20 protein-coding genes are annotated in these 23,316 nt (G+C 67.8%); 16 read left to right on the top strand and 4 right to left on the bottom strand.

Features of this window, described 5'->3' with window-relative positions; genetic code table 11:
• Positions 1 to 144 precede the first annotated feature (144 nt).
• The 5 genes from BMY69_RS12260 to BMY69_RS12280 all read left to right on the top strand — a co-directional run bounded on the left by BMY69_RS12260 (position 145) and on the right by BMY69_RS12280 (position 6,400).
• Positions 145 to 1,407 carry a c-type cytochrome gene (locus BMY69_RS12260; RefSeq protein ID WP_090178557.1) on the top strand — a complete coding sequence of 421 codons (1,263 nt, stop codon included), beginning with the start codon at positions 145 to 147 and terminating at the stop codon, positions 1,405 to 1,407.
• Positions 1,400 to 1,891 (top strand): (2Fe-2S)-binding protein, encoded by a 492-nt coding sequence (locus BMY69_RS12265; protein WP_090178559.1) that lies wholly within the window; start codon positions 1,400 to 1,402, stop codon positions 1,889 to 1,891. The genes BMY69_RS12260 and BMY69_RS12265 overlap by 8 nt, the downstream gene beginning before the upstream one ends.
• Positions 1,888 to 4,173, top strand: a complete 2,286-nt coding sequence (locus BMY69_RS12270) for a xanthine dehydrogenase family protein molybdopterin-binding subunit (RefSeq protein ID WP_090178561.1) — start codon at positions 1,888 to 1,890, stop codon at positions 4,171 to 4,173. The genes BMY69_RS12265 and BMY69_RS12270 overlap by 4 nt, the downstream gene beginning before the upstream one ends.
• Before the next feature lie 71 nt (positions 4,174 to 4,244).
• Complete coding sequence (locus BMY69_RS12275; RefSeq protein ID WP_090178563.1) at positions 4,245 to 5,453, top strand: MFS transporter; 1,209 nt, start codon at positions 4,245 to 4,247, stop codon at positions 5,451 to 5,453.
• Positions 5,450 to 6,400 (top strand): MBL fold metallo-hydrolase, encoded by a 951-nt coding sequence (locus BMY69_RS12280; protein WP_177191158.1) that lies wholly within the window; start codon positions 5,450 to 5,452, stop codon positions 6,398 to 6,400. The genes BMY69_RS12275 and BMY69_RS12280 overlap by 4 nt, the downstream gene beginning before the upstream one ends.
• 52 nt (positions 6,401 to 6,452) lie before the next feature.
• Here BMY69_RS12280 and BMY69_RS12285 read toward each other — a convergent pair whose 3' ends face one another.
• Positions 6,453 to 7,160 (bottom strand): alpha/beta fold hydrolase, encoded by a 708-nt coding sequence (locus BMY69_RS12285; protein WP_090178567.1) that lies wholly within the window; start codon positions 7,158 to 7,160, stop codon positions 6,453 to 6,455.
• A gap of 209 nt (positions 7,161 to 7,369) precedes the next feature.
• Between BMY69_RS12285 and BMY69_RS12290 the strand changes: the two genes are divergently transcribed.
• Together BMY69_RS12290 and BMY69_RS12295 are read left to right on the top strand one after the other, a co-directional pair.
• Entirely contained in the window at positions 7,370 to 8,233 is an 864-nt protein-coding gene (locus BMY69_RS12290) for an alpha/beta fold hydrolase (RefSeq protein ID WP_090178569.1), read from the top strand.
• Positions 8,230 to 9,171, top strand: a complete 942-nt coding sequence (locus tag BMY69_RS12295) for an MBL fold metallo-hydrolase (protein ID WP_218143166.1) — start codon at positions 8,230 to 8,232, stop codon at positions 9,169 to 9,171. Before BMY69_RS12290 ends, BMY69_RS12295 begins: the two co-directional genes overlap by 4 nt.
• 1 nt (position 9,172) lies before the next feature.
• Here BMY69_RS12295 and BMY69_RS12300 read toward each other — a convergent pair whose 3' ends face one another.
• Positions 9,173 to 9,823 (bottom strand): response regulator, encoded by a 651-nt coding sequence (locus BMY69_RS12300; protein WP_177191159.1) that lies wholly within the window; start codon positions 9,821 to 9,823, stop codon positions 9,173 to 9,175.
• Between the two features lie 69 nt (positions 9,824 to 9,892).
• Positions 9,893 to 11,059 (bottom strand): TraB/TrbI/VirB10 family type IV secretion system protein, encoded by a 1,167-nt coding sequence (locus tag BMY69_RS12305; protein ID WP_090178575.1) that lies wholly within the window; start codon positions 11,057 to 11,059, stop codon positions 9,893 to 9,895.
• A gap of 359 nt (positions 11,060 to 11,418) precedes the next feature.
• Here BMY69_RS12305 and BMY69_RS12310 point away from each other — a divergent pair, with 359 nt between their 5' ends.
• The 9 genes from BMY69_RS12310 (at position 11,419) to BMY69_RS12350 (ending at position 22,559) form a co-directional block, all read left to right on the top strand.
• The gene (locus BMY69_RS12310; RefSeq protein ID WP_255364541.1) at positions 11,419 to 12,219 is read left to right on the top strand and encodes a response regulator transcription factor; all 801 of its coding nucleotides are present in this window, start codon (positions 11,419 to 11,421) and stop codon (positions 12,217 to 12,219) included.
• 118 nt (positions 12,220 to 12,337) lie between these two features.
• Positions 12,338 to 12,979 carry a hydrolase gene (locus BMY69_RS12315; protein WP_090178580.1) on the top strand — a complete coding sequence of 214 codons (642 nt, stop codon included), beginning with the start codon at positions 12,338 to 12,340 and terminating at the stop codon, positions 12,977 to 12,979.
• A 4-nt stretch (positions 12,980 to 12,983) separates the two neighbouring features.
• On the top strand, positions 12,984 to 13,226 hold the full coding sequence (locus BMY69_RS12320) for a DUF1427 family protein (protein ID WP_090178583.1): 243 nt from the start codon (positions 12,984 to 12,986) through the stop codon (positions 13,224 to 13,226).
• An 18-nt stretch (positions 13,227 to 13,244) separates the two neighbouring features.
• Positions 13,245 to 15,131 (top strand): amidohydrolase, encoded by a 1,887-nt coding sequence (locus tag BMY69_RS12325; RefSeq protein ID WP_090178586.1) that lies wholly within the window; start codon positions 13,245 to 13,247, stop codon positions 15,129 to 15,131.
• The gene (locus tag BMY69_RS12330) at positions 15,128 to 15,538 is read left to right on the top strand and encodes a DoxX family protein (protein WP_090179400.1); all 411 of its coding nucleotides are present in this window, start codon (positions 15,128 to 15,130) and stop codon (positions 15,536 to 15,538) included. Before BMY69_RS12325 ends, BMY69_RS12330 begins: the two co-directional genes overlap by 4 nt.
• Complete coding sequence (locus BMY69_RS12335; RefSeq protein ID WP_090178589.1) at positions 15,528 to 17,147, top strand: MFS transporter; 1,620 nt, start codon at positions 15,528 to 15,530, stop codon at positions 17,145 to 17,147. The genes BMY69_RS12330 and BMY69_RS12335 overlap by 11 nt, the downstream gene beginning before the upstream one ends.
• A 17-nt stretch (positions 17,148 to 17,164) precedes the next feature.
• Positions 17,165 to 18,037 carry a VOC family protein gene (locus tag BMY69_RS12340; protein ID WP_090178592.1) on the top strand — a complete coding sequence of 291 codons (873 nt, stop codon included), beginning with the start codon at positions 17,165 to 17,167 and terminating at the stop codon, positions 18,035 to 18,037.
• Positions 18,034 to 19,455 carry an alginate export family protein gene (locus BMY69_RS12345; protein ID WP_090178595.1) on the top strand — a complete coding sequence of 474 codons (1,422 nt, stop codon included), beginning with the start codon at positions 18,034 to 18,036 and terminating at the stop codon, positions 19,453 to 19,455. The genes BMY69_RS12340 and BMY69_RS12345 overlap by 4 nt, the downstream gene beginning before the upstream one ends.
• 137 nt (positions 19,456 to 19,592) lie before the next feature.
• Positions 19,593 to 22,559 carry a sensor histidine kinase gene (locus tag BMY69_RS12350; RefSeq protein WP_090178597.1) on the top strand — a complete coding sequence of 989 codons (2,967 nt, stop codon included), beginning with the start codon at positions 19,593 to 19,595 and terminating at the stop codon, positions 22,557 to 22,559.
• A 16-nt stretch (positions 22,560 to 22,575) separates the two neighbouring features.
• On the opposite strand, the gene BMY69_RS12355 is transcribed toward BMY69_RS12350, so the two are convergent.
• Positions 22,576 to 23,271 carry a dienelactone hydrolase family protein gene (locus tag BMY69_RS12355; protein ID WP_090178599.1) on the bottom strand — a complete coding sequence of 232 codons (696 nt, stop codon included), beginning with the start codon at positions 23,269 to 23,271 and terminating at the stop codon, positions 22,576 to 22,578.
• Positions 23,272 to 23,316: the final 45 nt, after the last annotated feature.

The following is a 23,316-nucleotide window of genomic DNA, read 5'->3' on the forward strand; positions in this document are numbered from 1 at the left end:
ACATGTTCAACGGATCCGGGGTGAGGGTCGGCAGGGTACGTCATGTAAGTCCTGACGACTGACATTCGTTCAATCCGTCGCGCGCCCGCTGTAGCAGCATGCCGGGTACATGGGGCGTGCGCCCGAAGAACCGGGACCGGAACGATGCGCTGGAGACGAACAGGATACGTGGCGGGTGCGGTACTTCTCGCAGGCGTCATCGTCTTCGCGGCGATCGCATGGCAGCCCGCGATCCCGCCGGTGAAGTCGCCCGACATCGCGATCACGCCGGAACTCGTTTCGAAAGGACGAACGGTGGTCGCGCTCGGCGACTGCGCCGTGTGCCATTCGCCGGAGGGCCACCCGGCGTTCTCGGGCGGCCTTGGCCTCCGGACACCGTTCGGCGTCATCTACACCACGAACATCACGCCCGACGTCGAGACGGGCATCGGGGCATGGTCGCTCGATGCCTTCATGCGTGCGATGCGCCATGGCGTGTCGCGCGACGGGCATCTTCTCTACCCCGCGTTTCCCTACATCCATTACACGAAGGTCACCGACGACGATCTTCGGGCCGCTTACGCGTACCTCATGACACAGCCGGCCGTGCACGCGCCCGCGCCGCGCAACGATCTGCCGCTTCCGTTGCGGTTTCGTCCCGCGCTCGCCGTGTGGAACCTGCTCTACCTGCGACCCGGCGCGGCACCGGCCCTGGATGCCTCGCCGCGCGAGCGCGGTCGATATCTCGTCGAGGGGCTGGGCCATTGCTCGTCGTGCCACACGGCCCTCGGGATCATCGGCGGCGAATCCGGCAGGTACCTGGGCGGCGGCGATGTCGACGGATGGCATGCGCCCGCGCTCGACGTGCTCGCGCACGCGCCGCGCCCGTGGACGGTGGAACAACTGTCGGCCTACCTGACCACCGGTCTGGCGAGCGAACACGGGGCGTCGGCGGGCCCGATGCGGCCGGTCACTGACAACCTCGGGGACGTGCCGCCGGAGGATGTGCACGCGATCGCTACCTACCTGATGACGATTCAGACCTCGCAGCCGCCGACGGCACCCAAGGCGGGCGCGGTGGCCGATGCCTCGCAGCTCGCACGGGGGCATGCCCTGTTCGATGGGGTCTGCGCGACGTGCCACGGCGATGGCGGTCCCATGGAAACCCAGCTGGGACGCCCCCCGCTGGCGGCCAGTTCCGCGCTCCAGGGCCCGACGCCACGCAACGCCATCATGATGGTGCTGCAGGGCATCCCGTGGCCATCGCACCCGAAGCCGACCGCGTACATGCCCGCTTTCGCGGACAACCTGACGGACGACCAGATCGCCGATCTCGTCGTCTATCTGCGGTCGACCACCAGCCAGCCGCCCTGGCCCGATGTGCGGGACGAGGTGCGTCGCGCACGCAAGGATCTGTCCCATGATTGAACTGACCGTCAACGGTGCGACGCATCGCGTGGACGTCGACCCCGCCACGCCGCTGCTTTATGTCTTGCGTAACGAACTGGCGCTCAACGGCGCCAAGTTCGGCTGCGGGATGGGGCAGTGCGGTGCGTGCACCGTGCTCGTCGACGATCGGCCGGTCTTTTCCTGCCTCTATCCCGTGTCGTCCACGGCCGGTCGTCGGGTCCGCACCGTCGAAGGCTTTGGAACACCCGAGAAGCCAGGACCCCTGCAGCAGGCCTTCATCGACCGGCAGGCCGTGCAGTGCGGCTACTGCATCGCGGGCATGATCGTGCGGGCCCAGGCGTTGCTGGAGCGCGTGGCGCATCCGACGGAACAGCAGATCCGCGAGCACATGAATCCCAATCTGTGCCGCTGTGGCACGCACATGCGCATCCTGGACGCGATACGGGCCGTCGCCGCCACGGGCGAACTGCACCGCGCCGGGGAGAAGGGGCCGGCATCATGACCACCGATAGGGACGAACCCGTCAGCAGGAGCCGTCGCGCTTTCCTGGCCGGTGGTGGTCTGATGGTCAGCTTCGCGCTGTTCGGCTCCCTGCGTGTGAGCGCGGGGCAGGAGAACACGCTGGGGGCCACCATCCTGAATCCGAAGCTGCCGGGCGACCTCAAGATCGAGCCGATGCTGGATGCGTGGATACGGATCGATGCTTCGGGCGTCACGGTATGCAGCGGGAAGGTCGAACTGGGCACAGGGGTGAGAACCGCCCTGTGGCAGGTGGCGGCGGACCAGCTGGCCTTGCCGCTGGAGCGTTTCCGCTTCGTCACGGCCGATACCGCGCTGACGCCCGACGAAGGCTACACCGCGGGGTCGCACACGATGGCCGACGGCGGTACCGCCATCTTCCACGCGGCGGCGCAGGTGCGGGCGATGCTCGTCGACGCGGCCGCGCGCAAGCTCGCCGTGCCGCCGGAACGGCTCGTGCTCGAGAATGGCGTCATCAAGGCCCCGGACGGGAGGCAACTCACCTACGAGGACGCCGCGGCCGGTCTCGACCTGCATCGCATGGCCACGGAGACGTCGCCTCCGTCCGATCCTTCGGCCTATCGCTACATCGGCAAGAGCGTTCCGCGCGTCGACATCCTCGCCAAGGTCACGGGCGGCGCGGCGTACGTGCAGGACATGCGACCCGACGGCATGCTCCATGCGCGCGTCGTGCGGCCGCCGAACCACGGAGCGACGCTTGTCTCGGCGGACGTCGATGCCGTGTCGCGAATGCCGGGCGTGGTGCGCGTCGTCCATGACGGCGACTACCTCGCCGTCGTCGCGCGTGGCGAATGGCAGGCGGTGCTCGCGATGCGCGCGCTGCAGGCGTCGGCGCGCTGGCGCCAGACGGAGACGTTTCCGGATAACGCCACCATCCATGACGTGCTGAAGACGCTTCCCCGGCTCGACTATGTCACGACGCGCCAGGGCGTTGACGGCGAGGTGCATCAGGCGGCGCCCGTGGCGAACGCCGCGCCGGCGGCGGCGTCGACCGGTGCGCGCGTCGAGCGTGTCGAAGCCACGAAGCAGTACGTGCTCCACGGGTCCATCGGTCCATCGTGCGCGCTGGCGGTCTGGCGGGACGGCATTCTCACCGTGTGGACGCACAGCCAGGGCGTGTTCCCGTTGCGGGCGGGCATCGCGGGCCTGCTCGGCCTGCCGAAGGAGCAGGTCCGCTGCGTGCACGTCGAGGGATCCGGCTGCTACGGTCACAACGGCGCCGACGACGTGGCCGCCGACGCGGCGTTGCTGGCGCATCGCATGCCGGGCGCGCCGATCCGGGTGCAGTGGATGCGCGACCAGGAGGCCGGCTGGGAACCGCTCGGGCCGGCCATGGAGACGAGCCTCGAGGTCGCGACAGACGCGGACGGCGCGCTCACGGCGTGGCGTCACGCGCTCTGGAGCACGCCGCACAACGAACGCATCACCAACCCCGGCCGCTTGCTTCCCGCCTGGCTCGTCAGCCAGTCGATCGCGCCGTCGCCTCCGTCGCCCATTCCGCAACCGGAGGGCGACGCGGACCGGAACGCCGTCCCGCTCTACCGCGTGCCGGATGTGCGGGTCGACATGCACTTCGTCACGCAGATGCCGTTCCGCACGTCGGCCATGCGTTCGCTGGGCGCGCATATCAACGTGGTCACCATCGAAGCGATGATGGACCGGCTCGCCGCCGCGCACGGGAAGGACCCCGTGGCCTACCGGCTCGCGCAGCTCGACGACCCGCGTGCGAAGGCGGTCATCCAGCGGGCGGCCGAGGCGTTCGGGTGGACGGCCAATCCGGCGCTGCCGCCGAACCGCGGCGTGGGTTTCGCCTTCGCCCGCTACAAGAACCTGATGGGCTATTGCGCGATCGCGCTGGAAGTCGAGGTCGATCCCGACCGGCGGGCCGTCCGCGTCGATCGCGTGGTGACGGCGGTCGACTGCGGCCAGATCGTCAATCCCGACGGCCTGACGAACCAGATCGAAGGCGGCATCGTGCAATCGTCGAGCTGGACGCTGTACGAACAGGTGCGCATCGGCGCCGTCGGCGTGGAGAGCGTCGACTGGCAGAGTTATCCCATCCTGCGTTTTCCGCAGGTGCCGGCGCGCATCGACGTGCACATGATCGACCAGCCAGGCATGCCGTTTCTCGGCGCGGCCGAGATCGCGCAGGGACCCACCGCGGCGGCCCTCGTGTCGGCCGTCGCACAGGCCACCGGCCGTCGTCTGCTCCGGTTGCCGCTCGTTCCCCACCTATGGCCATGATGTCGCGGTGTCACGCGTGGCCCGTCCAGCGCGTAGCATGCGTCCCCTGATTCGTTCCCTGGAAGTGCACCATGTCGTCATCCACCCAATCCGTCGGCGGCCCCGGTCGGGGCACGCTGTTCGCCATGGCGCTCGCCGCGGGTCTCGCGGTCGCGTCGATCTATTACAACCAGCCCATGCTCGGTGTGATGTCGGGCGCGTTCCACGACGCCCGCGTGGGCGGCTGGATCCCCACGCTCACCCAGCTCGGGTACGCCGCGGGTCTCCTGTTCCTGCTGCCACTGGGCGACATGCTCGAGCGGCGCAGGCTGATCGTCGTGCAGTTCGGCGTGCTCGCGCTCGCCCTGGTGATCATGGCGCTGGCGCCGGGACTCGCCGTGCTGGCCATCGCGTCGGTGCTGGTCGGCGCGGCCGCCACCGTCGCGCAGCAGATCGTGCCGTTCGCGGCCATCCTGTCCGCGCCCGAGAAACGGGGCGCCGCCATCGGCACGGTGATGAGCGGCCTGCTCACGGGCATCCTGCTCAGCCGCACGCTCGCCGGTCTCGTCTCGAGCCTCGCGGGCTGGCGCGCGATGTTCTGGCTGGCGGTGCCGCTGGCCGTCCTCGGTGCGGTGCTCATGGCGCGGACGCTTCCGGCACACCATCCGGTGAGGAAGGTTCGCTATCGCGAGCTGTTCGGTTCGCTGGTTCACCTCTGGCGTCACGAGCCCGTGCTGCGGCGCGCGGCGTTTACCCAGGCGCTGCTCTTCGCGTCGTTCTCGGCGTTCTGGACGACGCTCGCGCTTCGCCTCGCCCAGCCACCTCTCCATCTCGGTGCTGCGTCGGCGGGCTTGTTCGGCATCGTCGGCGCGGTCGGCGTGGCCATGGCGCCCGTGGCAGGGCGCATGGCGGACCGTCGCGGGCCGGCACCGGTGATCGCGCTGGGCGCGGCGTCCACGATCGTCGCCTGGCTCGTGTTCGGGTTCTGGCAGGGCATCGCCGGCCTCGTCGTCGGTGTGATCGTGCTCGACTTCGGCGTGCAGATTTCCCTCGTCTCCAACCAGCATCTCATCTACGGCCTGCACCCCGAGTACAAGAGCCGTCTCAACACGCTCTTCATGACCACGATGTTCGTGGGCGGCGCGCTCGGTTCGCTCGCGGCGTCCACGGCATGGGGTCATGGCGGCTGGGCCGCGGTGTGCGTTCTCGGCGGTGTGCTTCCCGTGGGCGCGCTGCTGCTCAACGTCGCACGGCGTCCCTCACCTCACTCGCTCAACCGAATCGACGGAAACTCACCATGACTCCCAGCTCGCTGATCCGATCCTGTTCCCTGCGTGCCGCGACCACCTTCTGCTTAGCAATGGCAACCGCGTCCGTGGCGCACGCGGGCGATGCCGCCTCCGCCGGCTTCCTGAAAATGCCGTTCGGAGAGATCACCGTCGTCGCGCTTTCCGACGGGAGCTTCACGCTCCCGGCGTCGAAGCTCATGATCGACGCCCACAAGGGCGAGGTCCGGGACGCCCTCGCGAAGGAGCACCTCGGCGACGACGTGCCGACCTCCGTCAACGCGTTCCTCATCGACACCGGCGACAAACGCATCCTCATCGATACGGGATCCGGCGTGCTGCTCGGGCCCACGCTCGGCCAGGTGAACCAGCATCTTCAGGCGGCGGGTTATCGCCCCGATCAGATCGACGAGATACTCATCACGCACCTGCATGCGGATCACGTCGGCGGACTCGTCGACCGTGGGCGGATGGTGTATCCGAACGCTACCGTGCGCGTGGACGCCCGTGAAAAGGCGTTCTGGGAGAACCGCGGCAACCTCGACAAGGTCGATGGCTCCGTGAAGAACACGTTCGAGGCGGTACCGATGGCGCTTGGGCCCTACGAAGCGGCGGGTCACGTCAGGACGTTCACCGCGGGCGAGCATGTCGGTCCGGGTATCACCGCGGTGAGCGAGCCCGGACATACCGAAGGCCACAGTGGCTTCCGTGTCGAGAACGGCGGCGAGGTGCTGCTCGTCTGGGGCGACGTCATCCATCTCGCGGTCGCGCAGTTTCCCGATCCGAAGGTCACGATCCACTTCGACAGCAAGCCCGCGGACGCGGTGAAAACGCGCGAGAAGGCGCTTTCGGCAGCTAGCGCCTCGCGGTACCGGGTCGCCGGAGCGCATATCGCGTTCCCCGGGATCGGCACGGTGGGCAAGGCGGCAAGCGGCTACACGTGGACGCCCATCGCACCGTAAGAGCAGCAGGAACAAGGGCGCCGTGGGCGCCCTTGTTCTTCCGTGCTTTCGCTCAGCCTCGCGTGGCCGCCTCGGCGGCGGCCACGATGGCATCGACGACCGCGTCGGCGTGGGACAGGAGCGACATGTGGCTCGACGGGACTTCCGTGATGGTCGAATTCATCAGCTTCGCCGCGTCGCGCTGGAGGTCCGGCGACACCGCGCGGTCGCTCGTCGAGAGGATGAACCACGACGGGCGGGTGCGCCATGCGGTTTTCGTCAACGCATCGGCGAACGTGCTCTTGGCGAGAGGCCCTTGCGTGGCGGCGAGAAGCCGCGCCGTGTCCGCCGGAAGGTCCTGTGCGACGTCGTCGACGAACGCCTGTTCGGAGAGATAGACGAAGCCGTTGCCGTCATCGCGGATCCCGCCGAGTGCCGGCGGCGACGGATACTTGCCGACCAGCTCTCCGGTCGTGTTACCGACATCGCCGGAAAAGGCCGAGACGTACACGAGCGATTTCACCTTCGCATCCTCACCGGCCTCGGTGACGACGAATCCCGCCCAGCTGTGACCGACGAGGACGACCGGCCCGTCGACGAAATCGATCACCCGCTTCGTCGCGGCGACGTCGTCCGCGAGTGAGGTGAGGGGATTCTGCACGGCGACGGCCTTCAGGCCCTTCGCGAGCAGCCGGGGAATCACGGCGCTCCAGCTGGAGCCGTCGGCCCAGGCGCCGTGGATGAGGACGATAGTGGGTGCGGGTTGTGACGTGGCGTTCATGATGGTTCCTTCGATGGAGCAGGCGACGGTGGGTCGGGAAGCGATCGCCACACGCTAGGCCAACCAGGGGCATCGGGCTTGCAGGAAGACGAGGCGGACGATCGTGCTACGCGCGTGCTCACGCCGGGCCAACGGGCGTTCCATTCGTGCTATTGCGGCTTCTCTCGTGTCGTTACGCTGAAACTCGTCCTGGTTTCCGTCGAAGCGCAATGAAACACCATACCGTCAAGGCCAACGGCATCCGCCAGCATTTCATCGAAGCGGGGGAGGGCGCGCCGGTCGTCCTCCTCCACGGCTTCCCCGAGACGAACTACGCCTGGCGTCACCAAATCCCGGTGCTGGCGAAGACGTACCGCGTCATCGCGCCGGACCTGCGCGGCTACGGCAAGACCGACAAGCCGGCGTCCGGCTACGACAAACGCACGATGGCGAACGACCTGATCGCGTTGCTCGACCATCTGGGCATCGATCGCATCGCGCTGGTGGGACACGACCGGGGCGCGCGTGTGGCGACGCGTTTCGCCAAGGATCATCCCGATCGTCTGGATCGTCTCGTGGTGATGGACAACGTGCCGACGCGGATCGTCGCGACATCGATGAACGCGAAGGTCGCGAAGGCCTACTGGTTCTTCACCTTCCACCAGGTGCCCGACCTGCCCGAGGCGCTCATCGCGGGGCGCGAGGACGTCTGGCTACGCCACTTCTTCAGCGACTGGTGCTACGACCCGCACACCATCGCGGGCGCGGACTTCGACGCCTACGTCGCGGCGTATCGCGAACCGGGCGCGGTGCGCGGCGCCATGGCCGACTATCGGGCGGCGCCCGAGGACGTGCTGCAGGACCAGGAAGACGCCGACCGCCTCATCGCGTGCCCGACGATGTCGATCTGGGGGGCCGACTTCGAAGCCGTCGGCGGCACGTTCGACATGGCGGCCGTCTGGCGCGGCATGGCGACGCACCTTCGCGCGGAGCCGATCGCCCAGTGCGGTCATCTGCCACAGGAGGAACAGCCGGAGATCGTCAATCGCCTGTTGCTCGATTTTCTCGGCGGATGGAAAGGGGGTGCGGCATGAAACGCGTCGCGCTCCTGGTCGCGCTCCTGCTCACGACGGCGGTCGCCGCCGCCGGCGACGTGCGCATCGGCCCGCAGGGGCCGGGTTTCTATCGTATGCGCGTCGGCGCGGACGAGGTCACCGCGCTGCTCGACGGCACGCATCCGTTCCCCGCCGACGAGCTCCTGACGCATGTGGATCGGGCGAAGGTCGACGGTCTGCTGAAGGCCGAGTACCTTGCCTCGCCTGTGCAGGGTTCGATCAATGCCTTCCTCGTGAAGACCGCGGATCGCCTGGTGCTCATCGACACCGGCGCCGGCCCCCTGTACGCGGGCGACGGCGGGTTCCTGCCCACGGCGCTGCTCGCCTCGGGCTATCGTCCGGAAGACGTCACCGACATCCTGCTGACGCATCTGCATCGCGACCATGTCGGCGGACTGATCCGCAACGGCACGATGCTGTTCCCCAACGCCACGGTCCACGTCAGCAAGGCCGATGCCGATTTCTGGCTCGACACGGCCAACGAGCGCAAGGTCAAGGACATCCTCCTGCCGATGTTTCCCGGCGCCATGGACTCCCTCGGGCCTTACCTGAAGGCCGGGCGCGTCGCGACGTTCCAGGGAGAAACCGACGTGCTGCCGGGATTCCATGCCATTCCGGCGCCCGGACATACGCCGGGGCATACCTGGTACCTCGTCACGAGCGGGTCGGAACACCTGCTCGCGTGGGGCGATACGGTGCACGTCGCCGCCGTGCAGCTCGCGGAGCCCGGCGCCTCGATCCGCTACGACGTGGACGAGGAAGCGGCGGCCACGTCGCGCAAGCGCGCGCTGGACGAGGCGGTGGCGAAGGGTTACTGGGTGGCCGCGGCGCACGTCTCGTTCCCCGGCCTCGGGCACATCCGGCGCACGGCATCCGGTTACGCGTGGGTGCCGGTCAACTACACGCGGACGCCGTGAATCAGGCGAGATAGCCTCGTTCCAGCGCGATGGAGAGCGCGTGGGCACGGTTGGTCGCGCGAAGCTTCGCCATGGCGTGGGAGAGGTGTTCTTTCACCGTGTCCGCCGCTATCCCGAGGTGCCGCGCGATCTGTTTGTTCTCCATCCCGGCGGCGACGCCGCGCAGCACGGACAGTTCGCGTTCGGTGAGGTCTTCGTCGCCGCGGTACTCGGAAAGACGCCTGGCGACTTCCGCGGAGACGCGATGCTGCCCGGCATGCACGTCGCGGACGACACCGATCAGATCGTTGGCGAGCGCCGTCTTCAGCAGGTAGGCCTGGGCTCCCGCCGCAAGCGTCCGCCGCGCCGCGGCATCGCCGCCATACGTGGTCAGGACGATCACGCGGGCCAGCGGCTCGATCCTGCGCATGGCGCCGACGACCTCGTCGCCGTCCATGTCGGGCAGCTTGAGGTCGACGACGGCGACGTCCGGCCGCATGGCGCGGAACAGCTCGATACCTTCCGCCGCCGTTCCGGCCTGCCCGACGATGAGGATGCCGGGCTCGCCGGCGAGCATGGCCACGACGCCGGCGCGGAACAGGGGATGGTCGTCGACGACGAGGATGCGGATCGCGGTGGACGTCATGACCGTGCCAGGGAACCAACTGGCCACGAGGATATCCGGGGGCGGGCCGTCTGGCTTGACGGCTTGCATGGCCGGATTCACCGATGCGCCCGGCCCTCAGAACGCATACGAGATCATCACGCGGTTGTACGAGAAGGGGCGGTTGCGGGGGTTGAGGTTGTTCGTTCCGCCCGTCGAGCGTTCCCAGCGGTTGCGTAGCTGCAGCCCCTTCAGGGCGCCGGTGAAACGGTAGATCACGTCGAGGTACACGTCGTGGCTGTCGCCACGGTAGAGCGTGCGGTACCGGGTGTACGCCGCCACCACCTGCAGCCGTTCACCGAAGACCTGCTGGGCGACCTTCGCCTTCCATGCGTACCCCGGGCCTTGTTCGACTAGTCCCCTGAGCATCGAGGTCGTGTAGAGCGGGTCGGTGGCGTACGTCGCCGTGAAGGGCGACACGAGCGCACCGCCGCCGATCGTTCCTCCGGCCTGACGGAGGATACGGTTCCAGGCCACATCGACACGCGTATGCCCGACGCGCACACCGGCATCGACGCCGAGCACTTCGCTTCGCACCCGTCGCCCGGGCACGCCCAGAAGCTTCGTTCCGGTGTCCACGAGGGTGTTGTCGCCCGTCGTCCATTCCTCGACGAGCTGCGCGGAGACGAAGGGCGTGGCACGGCCCACGGCCGGCAACGTCAACGTGCCGTCGGTGTAGGCCATGCGGGCGAAGCGCAGGAAATCGTAGAGCCAGGTCTGTCCGCTGAACCGGCCGTGCCGGTAGGTCGCGCCGACCAGCCAGGTGCCGTCGTACGCCCGCGCATCGGCAGGCAACGACGCGTTTCCGCCGTAGATCGGATCGCCATCGAAGCGGGTGGGGTAGTAGAGGTTGTCCGCGAAGAAGCGCTCCGACGTGCGGCTCTTCCAGCGGAACGTGCGCGCGAACTGGAACGAGAGGCCGGGGCTGGCGTCGAAGCGCGCGCTCAGGGCGCGGTAGGCCGCGGGAATCAGGCGTGAATCGCTCACGCCCTGCCAGGGGGTGTCGAGGTACTGATCTCCTCCGCGTAACGTCCAGCCTGCCGCGCGGTACTGCACGTAGGCCTGGCTGACCGTACCGATCGCGTTCTTCCTTCCCATGAGTGTCACGTCGACGCGATTGGCCGGCGTGTTACGTGTCCCGAGGGCGTTGGCATAAGCCAACGACATCGCACCGGAGAAGCCATCGGCCTCCCCGGTGCGCAGGTTGACGAGCAACGCGGTGGCGAAGGCGGCGGCGTCGGGCATGGCAGGCGCCGCGTATATGCGGTGGTAGTCGTAGAGGCGTAGCGACCCGTCGGCATGGCCGCCGGCAAGAAAATCATCCGCGACGCATACGCCTGGCAGCAGGGAAAGCGCGATCCGCACCCATCGGGCGGCACGTCGCGTGCACGTGTGAACGCGGGAGCGGGAAGCGAGTGACTTTACGACGGACATGGTGCGGCATTCGGCGGCGGCCGGTGCAGTATGCGAGCGTGCGCGCGCCGTCGATTGGCCGCGCCTGTGGCTGCGCAAGTGACATTCCGACTAAAACGTCGTTGCACCGGACGCCCTGCACGCATTCGGTTTCCGACGCTGCGAAAAGAGACCCCCCATACAGGGGGTCAGTGCATCGACGTGCGCGGTTAGCATCCGATCCGCAACCGTCCGGAGCCACCTTTCCATTTCATTCAGGCGTCATCGAACCCGATGTACCGCACACCTTCCTGCAGCGCCCGCCCGTTCCACCCATGACCGCTCCACCGTTCGACCCCGCACTGGACCCCGCATCCCCGGTTTCACCCACGCCGCCCATCCGCATCCTCGTCGTCGACGATCACCCGGTGTTCCGCGCGGGCCTCGTCGCCATTCTTTCCGGCGCCCCGGATCTGCACGTGCTGGGTGAAGCGGCGACCGGGCAGGAGGCGATCTCGCTGTTTCGCATGCATCGGCCGGACGTGACGCTCGTCGACATGATGCTGCCGGATTTTCCCGGCGACCGCGTGATTCTCGGGATCCGCCAACTGGATCCCGGTGCGCGCAGTGTCGTCGTCACCGCATTCGCCGGTGACTGCGTGGCGCGACGCGCGCTGAACGCCGGCGCGCAGGCGTATCTGCTGAAGAGCGCGACCGGCGCCGACCTCATCGACACCATCCGTGCGGTCCATCGCGGCGAGCAGCGCATCGACGCGGAGGTGGCGCAGCAGCTGGCGAACTTCCAGGGACAGGAGGTGCTCTCCGAACGCGAACTCGACGTTCTCAGAGGAGTGGCGATGGGTTTCGAGAACAAACAGATCGCGTCGCGCCTCGGTCTCTCGCCCGAGACCGTCAAGGAATACCTGTCCAATGCCATGGCCAAGCTGCGCGCGAACAATCGGGCGCACGCGGTATCGGTCGCGCAGCAGCGGGGTTTTTTTCGCCAGGCGTGATTTTTGCGAAACGTGCGGCGCGACGGATTCCAAAGCTTCTATTCGCACGTGGGTCCGCCTGCCTATCGTGCATGCACTCGCGGGAGTGTCCCGCGATACATCCACGAGGTCTCCTTCCATGCCATTCAACGAACTCATCACGCCGGACAGCTGCGCGCTCGCGCTCATCGACTTCCAGCCGGCGATGTTCCAGGGCGTCCAGAGTCACGACCGCAAGTCCATCATGGACAACGTGCAGATCCTCGCGCGCGCGGCGAAGCTCTTCAGGGTTCCGGTGATCCTGACGACGGTGGCCAAGGACAGCTTCTCCGGTCCGTTCATGCCCGAAGTCACCGAAGACGTCTTCCCGGGACAGGACGTGATCGACCGTACCTCCATCAATTCATGGCTGAATGAGGACTTTCGCAAGGCGGTCGCGGCGACGGGAAGGAAGCGCTTCGTGCTCGCCGGTCTGTGGACGGGGGCGTGTGTGAACTTCCCCACGCTGGACATGCTGCGCGAAGGGTACGAAGTCATCGTGGTAACCGACGCATGCGGCGACACCAGCGTCGAGGCGCACGAGCGCGCCGTGCAGCGGATGGTTCAGGCCGGCGCGGTACCGATGACCACGTTGCAATTCATGTTCGAGCTGCAGCAGGACTGGGCGCGCACGGGAACCTACGAAGGCGTCATGGACATCCTGCGTGCGCTCACGCCGTATGGCATCCAGGTCCGCTTCTCGAAATGGGCGCTGGGCGAGCACGCCTCGGAAGCAGGTTGAGGCCATGACGCCCTACCTCGTCTCTCTCGGCTTCGGTCTTGCGGTCGGCATCGCGTACGGCTGCTTCGGCGTCCGCTCCCCGGCGCCGCCGATGATCGCGTTGATCGGCCTCCTCGGCATGCTCGCAGGGGAGGCGGCCGTGTCGTGGGCGAAGGGCCACCCGGACGTCTGGGCCAACCTCTGGCACAGCAAGACCTTCGCCATCACCAAGCGTGAGCCAACCCGTTCCGACGACGACGCCGTCTGACCCCGCCGGAGTGTCACCATGTCGCATGTTCCCGTTCCGGACCTCATCCTGCATCGAGGCCTTTTCACCACGCTCGATCGCCGCCAGCCCACGGTGCCAGCCGTCGCCATCCATGGTGGGCGGTTCCTGAAAGTGGGTAGCGATCACGACGTGCTTGCGCTGGCCGGAGAGGGGACGCGCGTGGTGGATGTCGGCGGCCGCCGCGTGCTTCCCGGCCTCATCGACAATCATCTGCACCTCATCCGCGGCGGGCTGAACTACAACATGGAGCTCCGCTGGGACGGTGTGCCGAGCCTCGCCGACGCCATGAGGATGCTTCGCCGTCAGGTCGAGATCACGCCGCCGCCCCAGTGGGTCCGCGTGGTCGGCGGCTTCACCGAACACCAGTTCGTCGAGAAGCGGCTGCCGACCATCGACGAACTCAACGCGGTGGCACCGGACACGCCGGTGTTCATTCTTCATCTCTACGACCGGGCGCTTCTCAACGCCGCGGCGCTGCGTGTCTGCGGTTTCACGAAGGACACGCCGAACCCGCCAGGCGGTGAAATCCTGCGCGACGCCAGCGGCACCCCGACGGGACTGCTGCTCGCGAAGCCGAATGCGTCGATTCTCTATGCCACGCTGGCCAAGGGACCGAAGCTGCCGTTCGAATACCAGGTCAACTCCACCCGGCATTTCATGCGCGAGCTCAATCGCCTCGGCGTCACCGGGGCGATCGACGCCGGCGGTGGCTCGCAGAACTGGCCGGACGATTACGCGGTGGTGCGACAGCTGTCCGAGGCGGGGCAACTCACCATCCGTATCGCCTACAACCTGTTCACGCAGAAGCCGAAGCAGGAGAAGGAGGACTTCCTCGCCTGGACGAAGTCGGTGACCTATCAACAAGGCGACGACTATTTCCGGCATAACGGCGCGGGCGAGATGCTGGTGTTCTCGGCAGCCGACTTCGAGGATTTCCGACAGCCTCGGCCCGACATGGTGCCCGAGATGGAGGGCGAGCTCGAGGAGGTCGTCCGGATCCTTGCGCAGAACCGCTGGCCATGGCGGCTGCACGCGACGTACGACGAGACCATCAGTCGCGCGCTCGACGTCTTCGAAAAGGTCGCGCAGGACATTCCCCTCGATCGCATCCATTGGTTCTTCGATCACGCCGAAACGATTTCCGATGCGTCGATCGACCGTATCGCGGCCCTCGGGGGTGGCGTGGCCGTGCAGCACCGCATGGCCTACCAGGGCGAGTACTTCGTGGAGCGATACGGCATCGGTGCCGCGCAGTCGACGCCGCCGATCAGGAAAATGCTCGAGGCCGGCGTCAAGGTATCGGCCGGGACCGACGCGACGCGCGTCGCGTCGTATAACCCGTGGGTATCGCTTGCGTGGCTGACGACCGGCCGTACCGTGGGTGGCATGCGTCTGTATCCTCAGCGCAACTGCCTCGATCGCGAGGAGGCCCTGCGCATGTGGACGGAGAACGTCACCTGGTTTTCGAACGAGGAAGGCCGGAAGGGGCGCATCGCCGAAGGTCAGCTCGCCGATCTGATCATTCCCGACCGCGACTTCTTCGCGTGCGCCGAAGACGACATCGTCGGCACGACGTCGCTGCTCACCATGGTGGGCGGCAAGGTGGTCTATGCGGCTGGCCCGTTCGGTTCGCTGGACGAAGGCGACGTGCCTGCCGCGATGCCGGACTGGTCGCCCGTCAACGCCTACGGCGGCTATGCGGCATGGGCCGCACGGGCGTCACGGATGGAAGGGGCCGAACGCGGGCAGGCCGTGGCCTGCGGCTGCGCGAGCGGTTGCTCGGTGCATGGGCACGACCATGCCCGCGCACATGCGGCGCCACTGCCTGTGGACGATTTCAAGAGCTTCTGGGGCGCGCTCGGTTGCGCGTGCTGGGCCGTATGAGCCGGCCTGTCCCCGTGCGCATGGACCTCGTGCTGTGGATCGCGCTGCTGGCGCTGTGCTCGGCGTACCTGCAGGGCGCCTTCTGCAAGCTCGTCGACTTCGATGCGGCCGTCGCAGAGGTGCGGCACTTCGGTCTGTCGCCACCGCGCTTCGTCGCCGCAGGCCTCATCGTGTTCGAGGTGGCGTGCTCCGTCGCCATTCTCACCGGCCGGCTGCGCTGGCTCGGCGCCTTCGCGCTCGCGGCCTTCACCGTCGCGGCGAGCTTTCTCGCCAACGCCTGGTGGCACGAACCCCCGGGACCGGCACGGGATATGTCGATGAACGGTTTCTTCGAGCACGTCGGCCTTGCCGGCGCCTTCATCCATGTGGGTTGGCTCGATCTGCGGGGACGTCTCCATGGCCGTTGAGAAGGGTGGGCTTTCCGACAGTCTGGCGCCGCTCAGGCACGCCACGTTCGCGATCCTGTGGGTGGCGACGGTGCTGGGCAACACCGGCACGTTCATGCGCGACATCGCCAGTTCCTGGATGGTGACCGAACTGGGAGGCGGCCCCGCCGCCGTGTCGCTCATCCAGGCAGCCGGTTCCTTGCCGATCTTCCTGCTCGCCATTCCGGCCGGAGTGCTTTCCGACATCCTCGATCGTCGCCGCTTCCTGATCGCCGTGCAGGTCCTTCTCGCCTGTGTCAGCGCGACGCTCATGATGCTCGCGGCCACCGGCAACCTCAGCATCGCGGCGCTCATCGCCTTGACGTTCGTCGGCGGGATCGGGGCGGCACTGATCGGACCTACCTGGCAATCGATCGTGCCCGAGCTCGTCGAGCGCAAGGAACTGAAGGACGCCGTCGCGCTCAACTCGCTCGGCATCAACATCGCGCGCGCCATCGGGCCGGCAGCGGGTGGCCTGATCCTCGCCGGCATGGGCGCGGCCGTGACGTACGGCACGGATGTCTGCAGTTACTTCCTCGTGATCGCAGCGCTCGTCTGGTGGCGCCGGAAGACGGCGGCCGAGACCGCCCTGCCGGAGAACTTCCTGGGTGCTTTCCGTGCGGGGCTGCGCTATACCAAGGCGAGCCGTGAACTGCACGTCGTCCTCATTCGCGCGGCCGTGTTCTTCGCTTTCGCCTCCGCCGTCTGGGCACTGTTGCCGTTGGTCGCGCGCGGGACGCTTCATGGCGGCGCGGGCTTCTATGGTGTGCTGATGGGCGCCGTCGGCGCCGGTGCCATCGGCGGCGCGTTGCTGCTGCCGAAGATGCGCGCGAAGTGCAGCGCGGACGCCCTGTTGCTCGGTGCGTCGCTGCTCTCGGCGCTGGTCATGGCCGTTCTCGCACTCGTACCCGACAAGCTCGTGGCGCTGCTCGCGTTGCTCGTGCTGGGCGGCGCATGGATCATGTCGCTGACGACGTTCAATGGCGTGGCCCAAGGCATCCTGCCCAATTGGGTGCGGGGCAGGGCGCTCGCGGTGTACCTCACCGTCTTCAACGGGGCGATGGCCGCGGGAAGCATCGGCTGGGGTGCGCTCGCCGAAGCGATCGGCGTCGGTCCCGCGCTGCTGGCCAGCGCGCTGGGCCTCGTCGTCGCCGCGTGCATCATGCGCGCCATGCCCTTGCCCTCCGCGGAGCTCGACCTGACCTCGGCGCACCAATGGGCCGAACCGCTGGTCGCCGAGCCGGTAGCCAACGATCGCGGCCCGGTCCTCATCCTCGTGGAGTACGACATCGCGCGCGATCGTCTGCCCGCCTTCCTCGCCGTCCTCGAGCGCTTCTCCATGGAGCGCCTGCGTGACGGCGCCTATGCCTGGGGGGTGACCCAGGACTCGGGCAATCCCGAGCGGATCGTCGAGTGGTTCATGGTGGAATCGTGGGCGGAACACCTCCGACAGCACGAGCGCTTCAGCCATGCGGGCGCGGACCTCCAGACGGAGGCCCTGGCGTTCCACCGGGGCAGCAGCCCACCCTCGGTCACCCACCTCATCGGTGTCCACGCGCGAGCGATGGCCCACGGTCTGTCTTCTTCCTAATCACACGGACTCTTCCCATGCGCCTTCACTCCCTGTTCGCCTCCCTGGCGCTGCTGGCCTCTTCGGCAAGCCTGGCTTCGACGCCCGACTATGCCGTCGGTGCGCAGTACGATACGACCCACGTCTATGTGGCGCCGTCCGATGTCGACGCGTTCGTCCGGAGCTTCACGGCCACGTTCGGCGGCCAGTCCACCCGGCAAGTGGTGGTCACCGTCACGCCGACACCGTCGAGTACGTCCTCCCAGCTGGTGCAGACGCCGGTCGGCACGGTATCGGTATTCGGGTTCCGTACGCCGGTTCCGTATCCGTTCGGCCTCGAGCGCACGGGTTATCTCGTTACCGATCTCGACGCCGCGGTGAGGGCCGCGAACGCGGCCGGCGCGGCGACGCTCGTGGCACCGTTCGACGATCCGATCGGACGCGACGCCATCGTGACCTGGCCCGGCGGCGTCAACATGCAGCTCTACTGGCATACGAAGAAACCGGCCTACGCGGCGTTCGAGCACGTGCCCGAAAATCGCATCTACCTCCCCGCCGGATCGGCCGATGCGTTCGTCAATGCCTTCGTTCGATTCGCCCACGGCAAGGTCGTGTCGGATGTTCGTGACGCGCCGGCTGCCGAACTCGGCCGCAAGGACGGAACGTATCGGCGAATCCGCATCGCATCCGGTTACGGTAAGGCGACCGTGCTGGTCACCGACGGCCATCTGGATTGGCCCTATGGAACGGAACTGACGGGCTACGAGGTGTCCGATCTCGATGCCACGCTCGCGCGTGCGCGAGAGAGCGGTGCGAAGGTGGTGGTCGACGCGCATGCGGAAGGCGATCGTCGCGCCGCGATGGTGCAGTTCCCCGGCGGCCATGTCGCCGAGATTCACAGCGGGCAATGAAACGAGCCGGTGCATCGATCGTCGCGGCGTTGCTGTTCGCCGCGGCGGCCCCGGCGCAGGACGTGCCCGAGGAAAAGGCCACGACCAACGACGGCCTCGTGAGCACGCCGGACCGACCGGTCGTCCTGCCCAATCGCTGGCAGGAGGACTGGTCCGTGCTCGCCGACCCGGCGGTGCCCCGGAACCCGGGCGATGCGCTGAAATACGTGCCGGTCGGGCCCGGAGGCGATCATTACCTCACCTTCGGCGCGCTGCTGCGCGAACGGGTGGAGAGCAACGACGCGCCTGCGTTCGGCATCGGCCGGGACGACGATACGTATCTGCTACAGCGGCTCCAGGTACATGCAGGCTTGCACTGGGGCGCGCCGTGGCTCGCCTTCGTGCAGCTGGAGGATGCGCGTCCGTTCGCGAAGTCGAGCTGGGGTCCGACGGACCGGAACCACGCGGACGTCCGTCTGGCCTTCGTCGCCTGGCGCGGCGAGTGGCTCGATGGCACCGTTCGCGTGCGCGCGGGGCGCCAGGACTTCGCCCTCGACCTGCAGCGCTTCGTATCGCTGCGAGACGGACCGAACGTGCGTCAGTCGTTCGATGCGCTCTGGGCCAACTTCGAGCGCGGCCCGTGGCGTGTCATCGCGTTCGTGAGCCATCCGGTGCAGTACCGCGACGACCGCGGGTTCGACGACACGTCCGGTTCGGATCACCGGTTCCACATGATCCGCGTCGAACGGCACGTGCTCGGCACCAACGAACTGTCGTACTACCACGCCTGGTACGACGCCGATGGCGCGAGCTTCCTCGATGCGCGCGGAAACGAGCGCCGCCAGGTCGACGACGTGCGATTCGCCGGCAAGCACGGCTCGCTCGACTGGGATCTCGAGGGCATGCGGCAGCATGGCAGGGTGGGCGATGCCAGGGTTCGGGCATGGGCGCTTGGAACCCGCGCGGGGTGGACTCTGACGGAGACGGCTTGGACGCCACGGCTGGGCCTCCAGCTCGACACCGCGTCCGGAGACCGGCACGCGGGCGACGGTCGTCTGGGAACCTTCAACCCGCTCTTCCCGAATGGTTATTACTTTTCGCTCGCGGGTTATACCGGCTACGTCAACCTCGTCCATGTCAAACCGAGCCTCACCGTGAAACCCACGTCGACCCTCACCCTGCTCGGCGCGGTCGGACTTCAGTGGCGGCGCACCACTTCCGACGCCATCTACGTTCAGCCGAACCTCGCGCTGCCGGGAACCGCGGGCAGGGGATCGAAGTGGACGGGCATGTATGGACAGGTCCGTCTCGACTGGAAGTGGCGCCCGGGCGTCACGTTCTCGATCGAAGGCGATCACTTCCGCGCCGGTCGGACGATCCGCGAGGCCGGAGGGTCCCACGGCAACTACGGCAGCGTGCAGGTGCTTCTGGGCTGGTAGTCGGGAAGGGTGCGAGGCGCCGTTCGCACGGTCTATTGACGGGTCGAGGGAAGCACCCCGATAGTCGACCGCACGATTCGCGTCTGCGTGCTTGCGACGTTCAGGGGTGCGATGTGAGACATGGGATCGATCGGCGGATGAATGTTTTCCTGGCTGCGCTCGCGATCGTCGCGGTGGGCCTTTCGGCCTGGACCGAGGCGGCCGCCGAGGAAGTGAAGGTTCCGGGATACGTCGTCACCGTGTGGGGCGCGTCCGAGGGTGCGCCGCAGGATGTCGGCAACATCGCGCAGACGACCGACGGCACGCTCTGGCTGGGAACGAACAACGGTCTGTTCCGCTTCGACGGTCATCGCTTCACCGAATACGACGTGGCCCCCCGGCCGCTGCCGGCGTCGCGCCAGGTCCGCGACGTCGTTCCCGACCCGAAGGGCGGCCTATGGGTGCTCTACGGCGATGCGGTCGAGATCCATCTCGCGGCGGACGGGCGCACGGTCAGCGTGCCGACCGGGTTGCCGTCGAGCGGTATCGATGGCGCGTTCGTGCACGCCGACGGGCGCACCTTCGTCACCGCGAACGACCAGCTGTACGTCCTCGAGGGCGATCGCTGGAAGCGTTGCGAAGCGCCCGAATGGACGTTGCCCTCGGGCGAGATGGACACCCCGTCCAGCGACGCCGAGGGCGGCATGCTCACCGCCGCCGGGGACGCGATCTATCGCCTGCCGCGAGGCTCGCAGCATTTCGTCGAAGTCGCGAAGCTCGCCGAACCCGGCTTCGGCGGCCAGCTCGTGGGCGACCCGACCGGGAGGCTCTGGGTGACGTACCGGAAGTACACGGAGGTCCCCGGCATCCGCATGCCCACGCGGCCCGCGCCGGTGAATACCAACCACATCACGCTCTTCGATCCGCACGGCACGTTCTGGACGGTGCAGCAGGGATGCGACGGCCTTTGCATGGCGCCTTTCGACACCGCCGTCGCCGACATGCGCGAAGGACGCCGCCCGACGCGGATGTCCGTCATTCCGGCAGGGAACCTGACCGCCCTCACGCTGATGCGCGACGCGACCGGTGACATCTGGGTGGGCGCACGGCAGGGACTGATCCGCCTGCACAAGTCGGTCGCGCAACCCATCACGGCCTTCGAGAGGGGACTGGGCTGGTTCGGCGTGTCGCCGGGCGCGGACGGTACGACGCTGGTGACCACGTACACGCGCGGCGGATACAACAAGATCGGACGCATCGATGGTCAGGACGTCGAGCTGATCGGAGGGGAGAAGGCCATCTCGGCACTGACGCGTCTTCCGGACGGCAGCGCGGTCCTGGTGGGCGACGACGCGATGTACCGGGTGACGGGCAGCGCGATCGAGACGATGTCGCAACGGCCCGGCGTCGGCCCTGCCGCTCCCGTGCATCCCGCGCAGATCGTGTTGCCGCAGGCACCGGGTCGCTTCTGGGTGAGCATCCGGGACGAGGGACTCTATCTCGTGGACGGCACGAACTGGCGTCACGTCGGTGCGAAGGAGGGATTCCCGACCGTCTATCCGATGAGCGGTGCGCGAGGGCCCGATGGGACGACGTGGTTCGGTTACGCGGATGGCGCGCTGGCGGCGCTGTCGCCGGGTCCCACGTCGGCACCGCTGATGAGCCGCGTGCCGTCCATCGGCGCGATCAACGCGATCAGTCCGGGCGATCCGTTCCTCGTCGGTGGCGAAACGGGTGCCGGGATCGTGGAGAACGGAACATTCAGCCCGCTGCGGCTTCGTCGCGGTGGACTGCTCCGTGGCGTCACAGGCATCGTCCGCACGCCCGATGGAGACGCGTGGTTCAACACGGCCAGGGGCCTGATACGCGTGGCGGCGGGCGACCTGGCCACGTTGCGTGACGACCCGACGCGAGTCCTTCCGTACGCCATCCTCACCACCGCCGATGGCCTGCCGGGTGGCGCCCAGCAGGTCCGCCCACTGCCTACGTTGAACCTGGCGTCGGATGGTTTGCTCTGGGTCGCCGGCGTTTCGGGCCTCGCCACCGTGGATCCCCGACACGTTCCGACGGCGAGCGCGGCGGCCCCTGTTCTTCTGGACATGCGCGATGGAAAGGGCGCGTCGATCCTCGCCGGTGGCGTGTTGCAGCCGGGGTCGCGCGCGATCGACGCCGAGCTCGCGGGGGTGTCGCTCAGCGATCCGGGGTTCGTGGACCTTCGCTATCGGCTCGTCGGCGTCGACCCGGACTGGCGCCACGCCACGGACGAGGCGCGCATCAGCTACGCGGATCTCCCACCCGGTCGCTTCCGCCTCGAAGTGCAGGCGAGGGGGCCGACGGGGGATTGGTCGCCCAGTGTGTTGTCGGCGCCGGTCGATTCCATGCCCGCCTTCTTCGAGACGCGCTGGTTCGCGGCGCTGATGGTCGTGCTCGTGGTCGCCGCCGCGTTCGCGGGGCATCTCTTCCGGATGGCCGTCGTGCGTCGACGGCAGGAGGCGACCGCCAACGCGAAGCTTCGCGAGCGCGACCGCATCGCGCGCGAACTGCACGATTCCATGCTCCAGGGCATGGCGGGCGTCATGCTGAGGGTGATCGCCTGGGAACGCGACAAGCGGGCGCCCGATGAGTTGCGATCGGGTTTCCGCACCGTCGCCGACCAGCTGTCGTCGCTGATCATGGAGGCGCGGGCGCGCGTGATCGCGTTGCGGAGCGTCGCGTCGTACCGCATGCCGCTGTCCGAAGCCCTCGCGATGGTGGGCGAGGATTACGGCTCGGCGAGCGCGGCGAGCTTCCACCTGCGGGTCGAGGGGCAGGAGACGCCGCTCGACGACGTCGCGCACCTGGCCGTCATGGACATCGTGCGCGAGGCGCTCAACAACGCGTTCTCGCACGCGCAGGCCACGGCCATCGAAGTGACGCTCCGCTACGGCGACGCCGATCTCGTCGTCGCGGTGAAGGACAACGGCGTTGGCCTCCCGGAGCTCGTGACCGCCGAAGGACGGCGTCCGGGGCATTGGGGTATGGTGACGATGCGCGAGCGGGCGACCGAGATGGGCGGCGGCGTGTCGATCGACACGGACGGGAGCGGCACCACGGTGACGCTGGTGGTGCCGAAACCCCGCACGTGACGGCCACCGCGCGCGGTCAGCCCAGGTGCTTCCTCAGGAACGCCCACGTCCGGTCGTTCGCGGTCCGGGCGGCCTCCGCGTTGTAATGCGCGCCACCGTGACGCGAGAACGCGTGATTGCAACCCGCGTAGCTGTGAATGGTGACGTTGGGCTTGCCGTCCAGCGCCTTCTTGATCGCGTTCTGCGCGTCCTGGGAGATGAACTCGTCCTCGTCGGCCAGGTGCATGAGGAAGGGGGCGCGGATCGCGTCCGCCTCGTCGAGGTATCTGTCGGTGTCGCCACCGTGGAAGGCCACGGCGGCATCCACGGGATGCCGTGCGGCGGTAAGGAAGGTCATCAGGCCGCCAAGGCAATAACCCATGACGCCGACCTTGCCGCTCGCGCGCGGCAGGGACGCCGCCGCGGCCATGGTCGCGACGACGTCCCGGACGCCCGCGTCGCGGTCGTACGCCATGTAGAGCGCAAGGCCCTTCTTCCAGTCGGCCTCGGAGGTCACGCTCAGGTCGACGCCTCGCTCCTGCCGCCAGAACAACTCCGGCGCCACGGCGATGAAGCCTTGCCCGGCCAGCGCGTCGCACGTCTGACGGATGTCGTCGTTGACGCCGAACACTTCGTGGAGCACCACGACGGCGGGTGCGCGTTCGGCCTGGGGATACGACACGAAGGCGTCGAACTGCCCGTCGCCGGTCGTCACGGTGATGTTCTCGTGCATGGTGATGCTCCTTTCGTCGGGCGGAACGCCCCGCCCGGAAGATTA

Origin of the sequence: Luteibacter sp. UNC138MFCol5.1 (assembly GCF_900110505.1) — a bacterium.
GTDB lineage: Bacteria > Pseudomonadota > Gammaproteobacteria > Xanthomonadales > Rhodanobacteraceae > Luteibacter.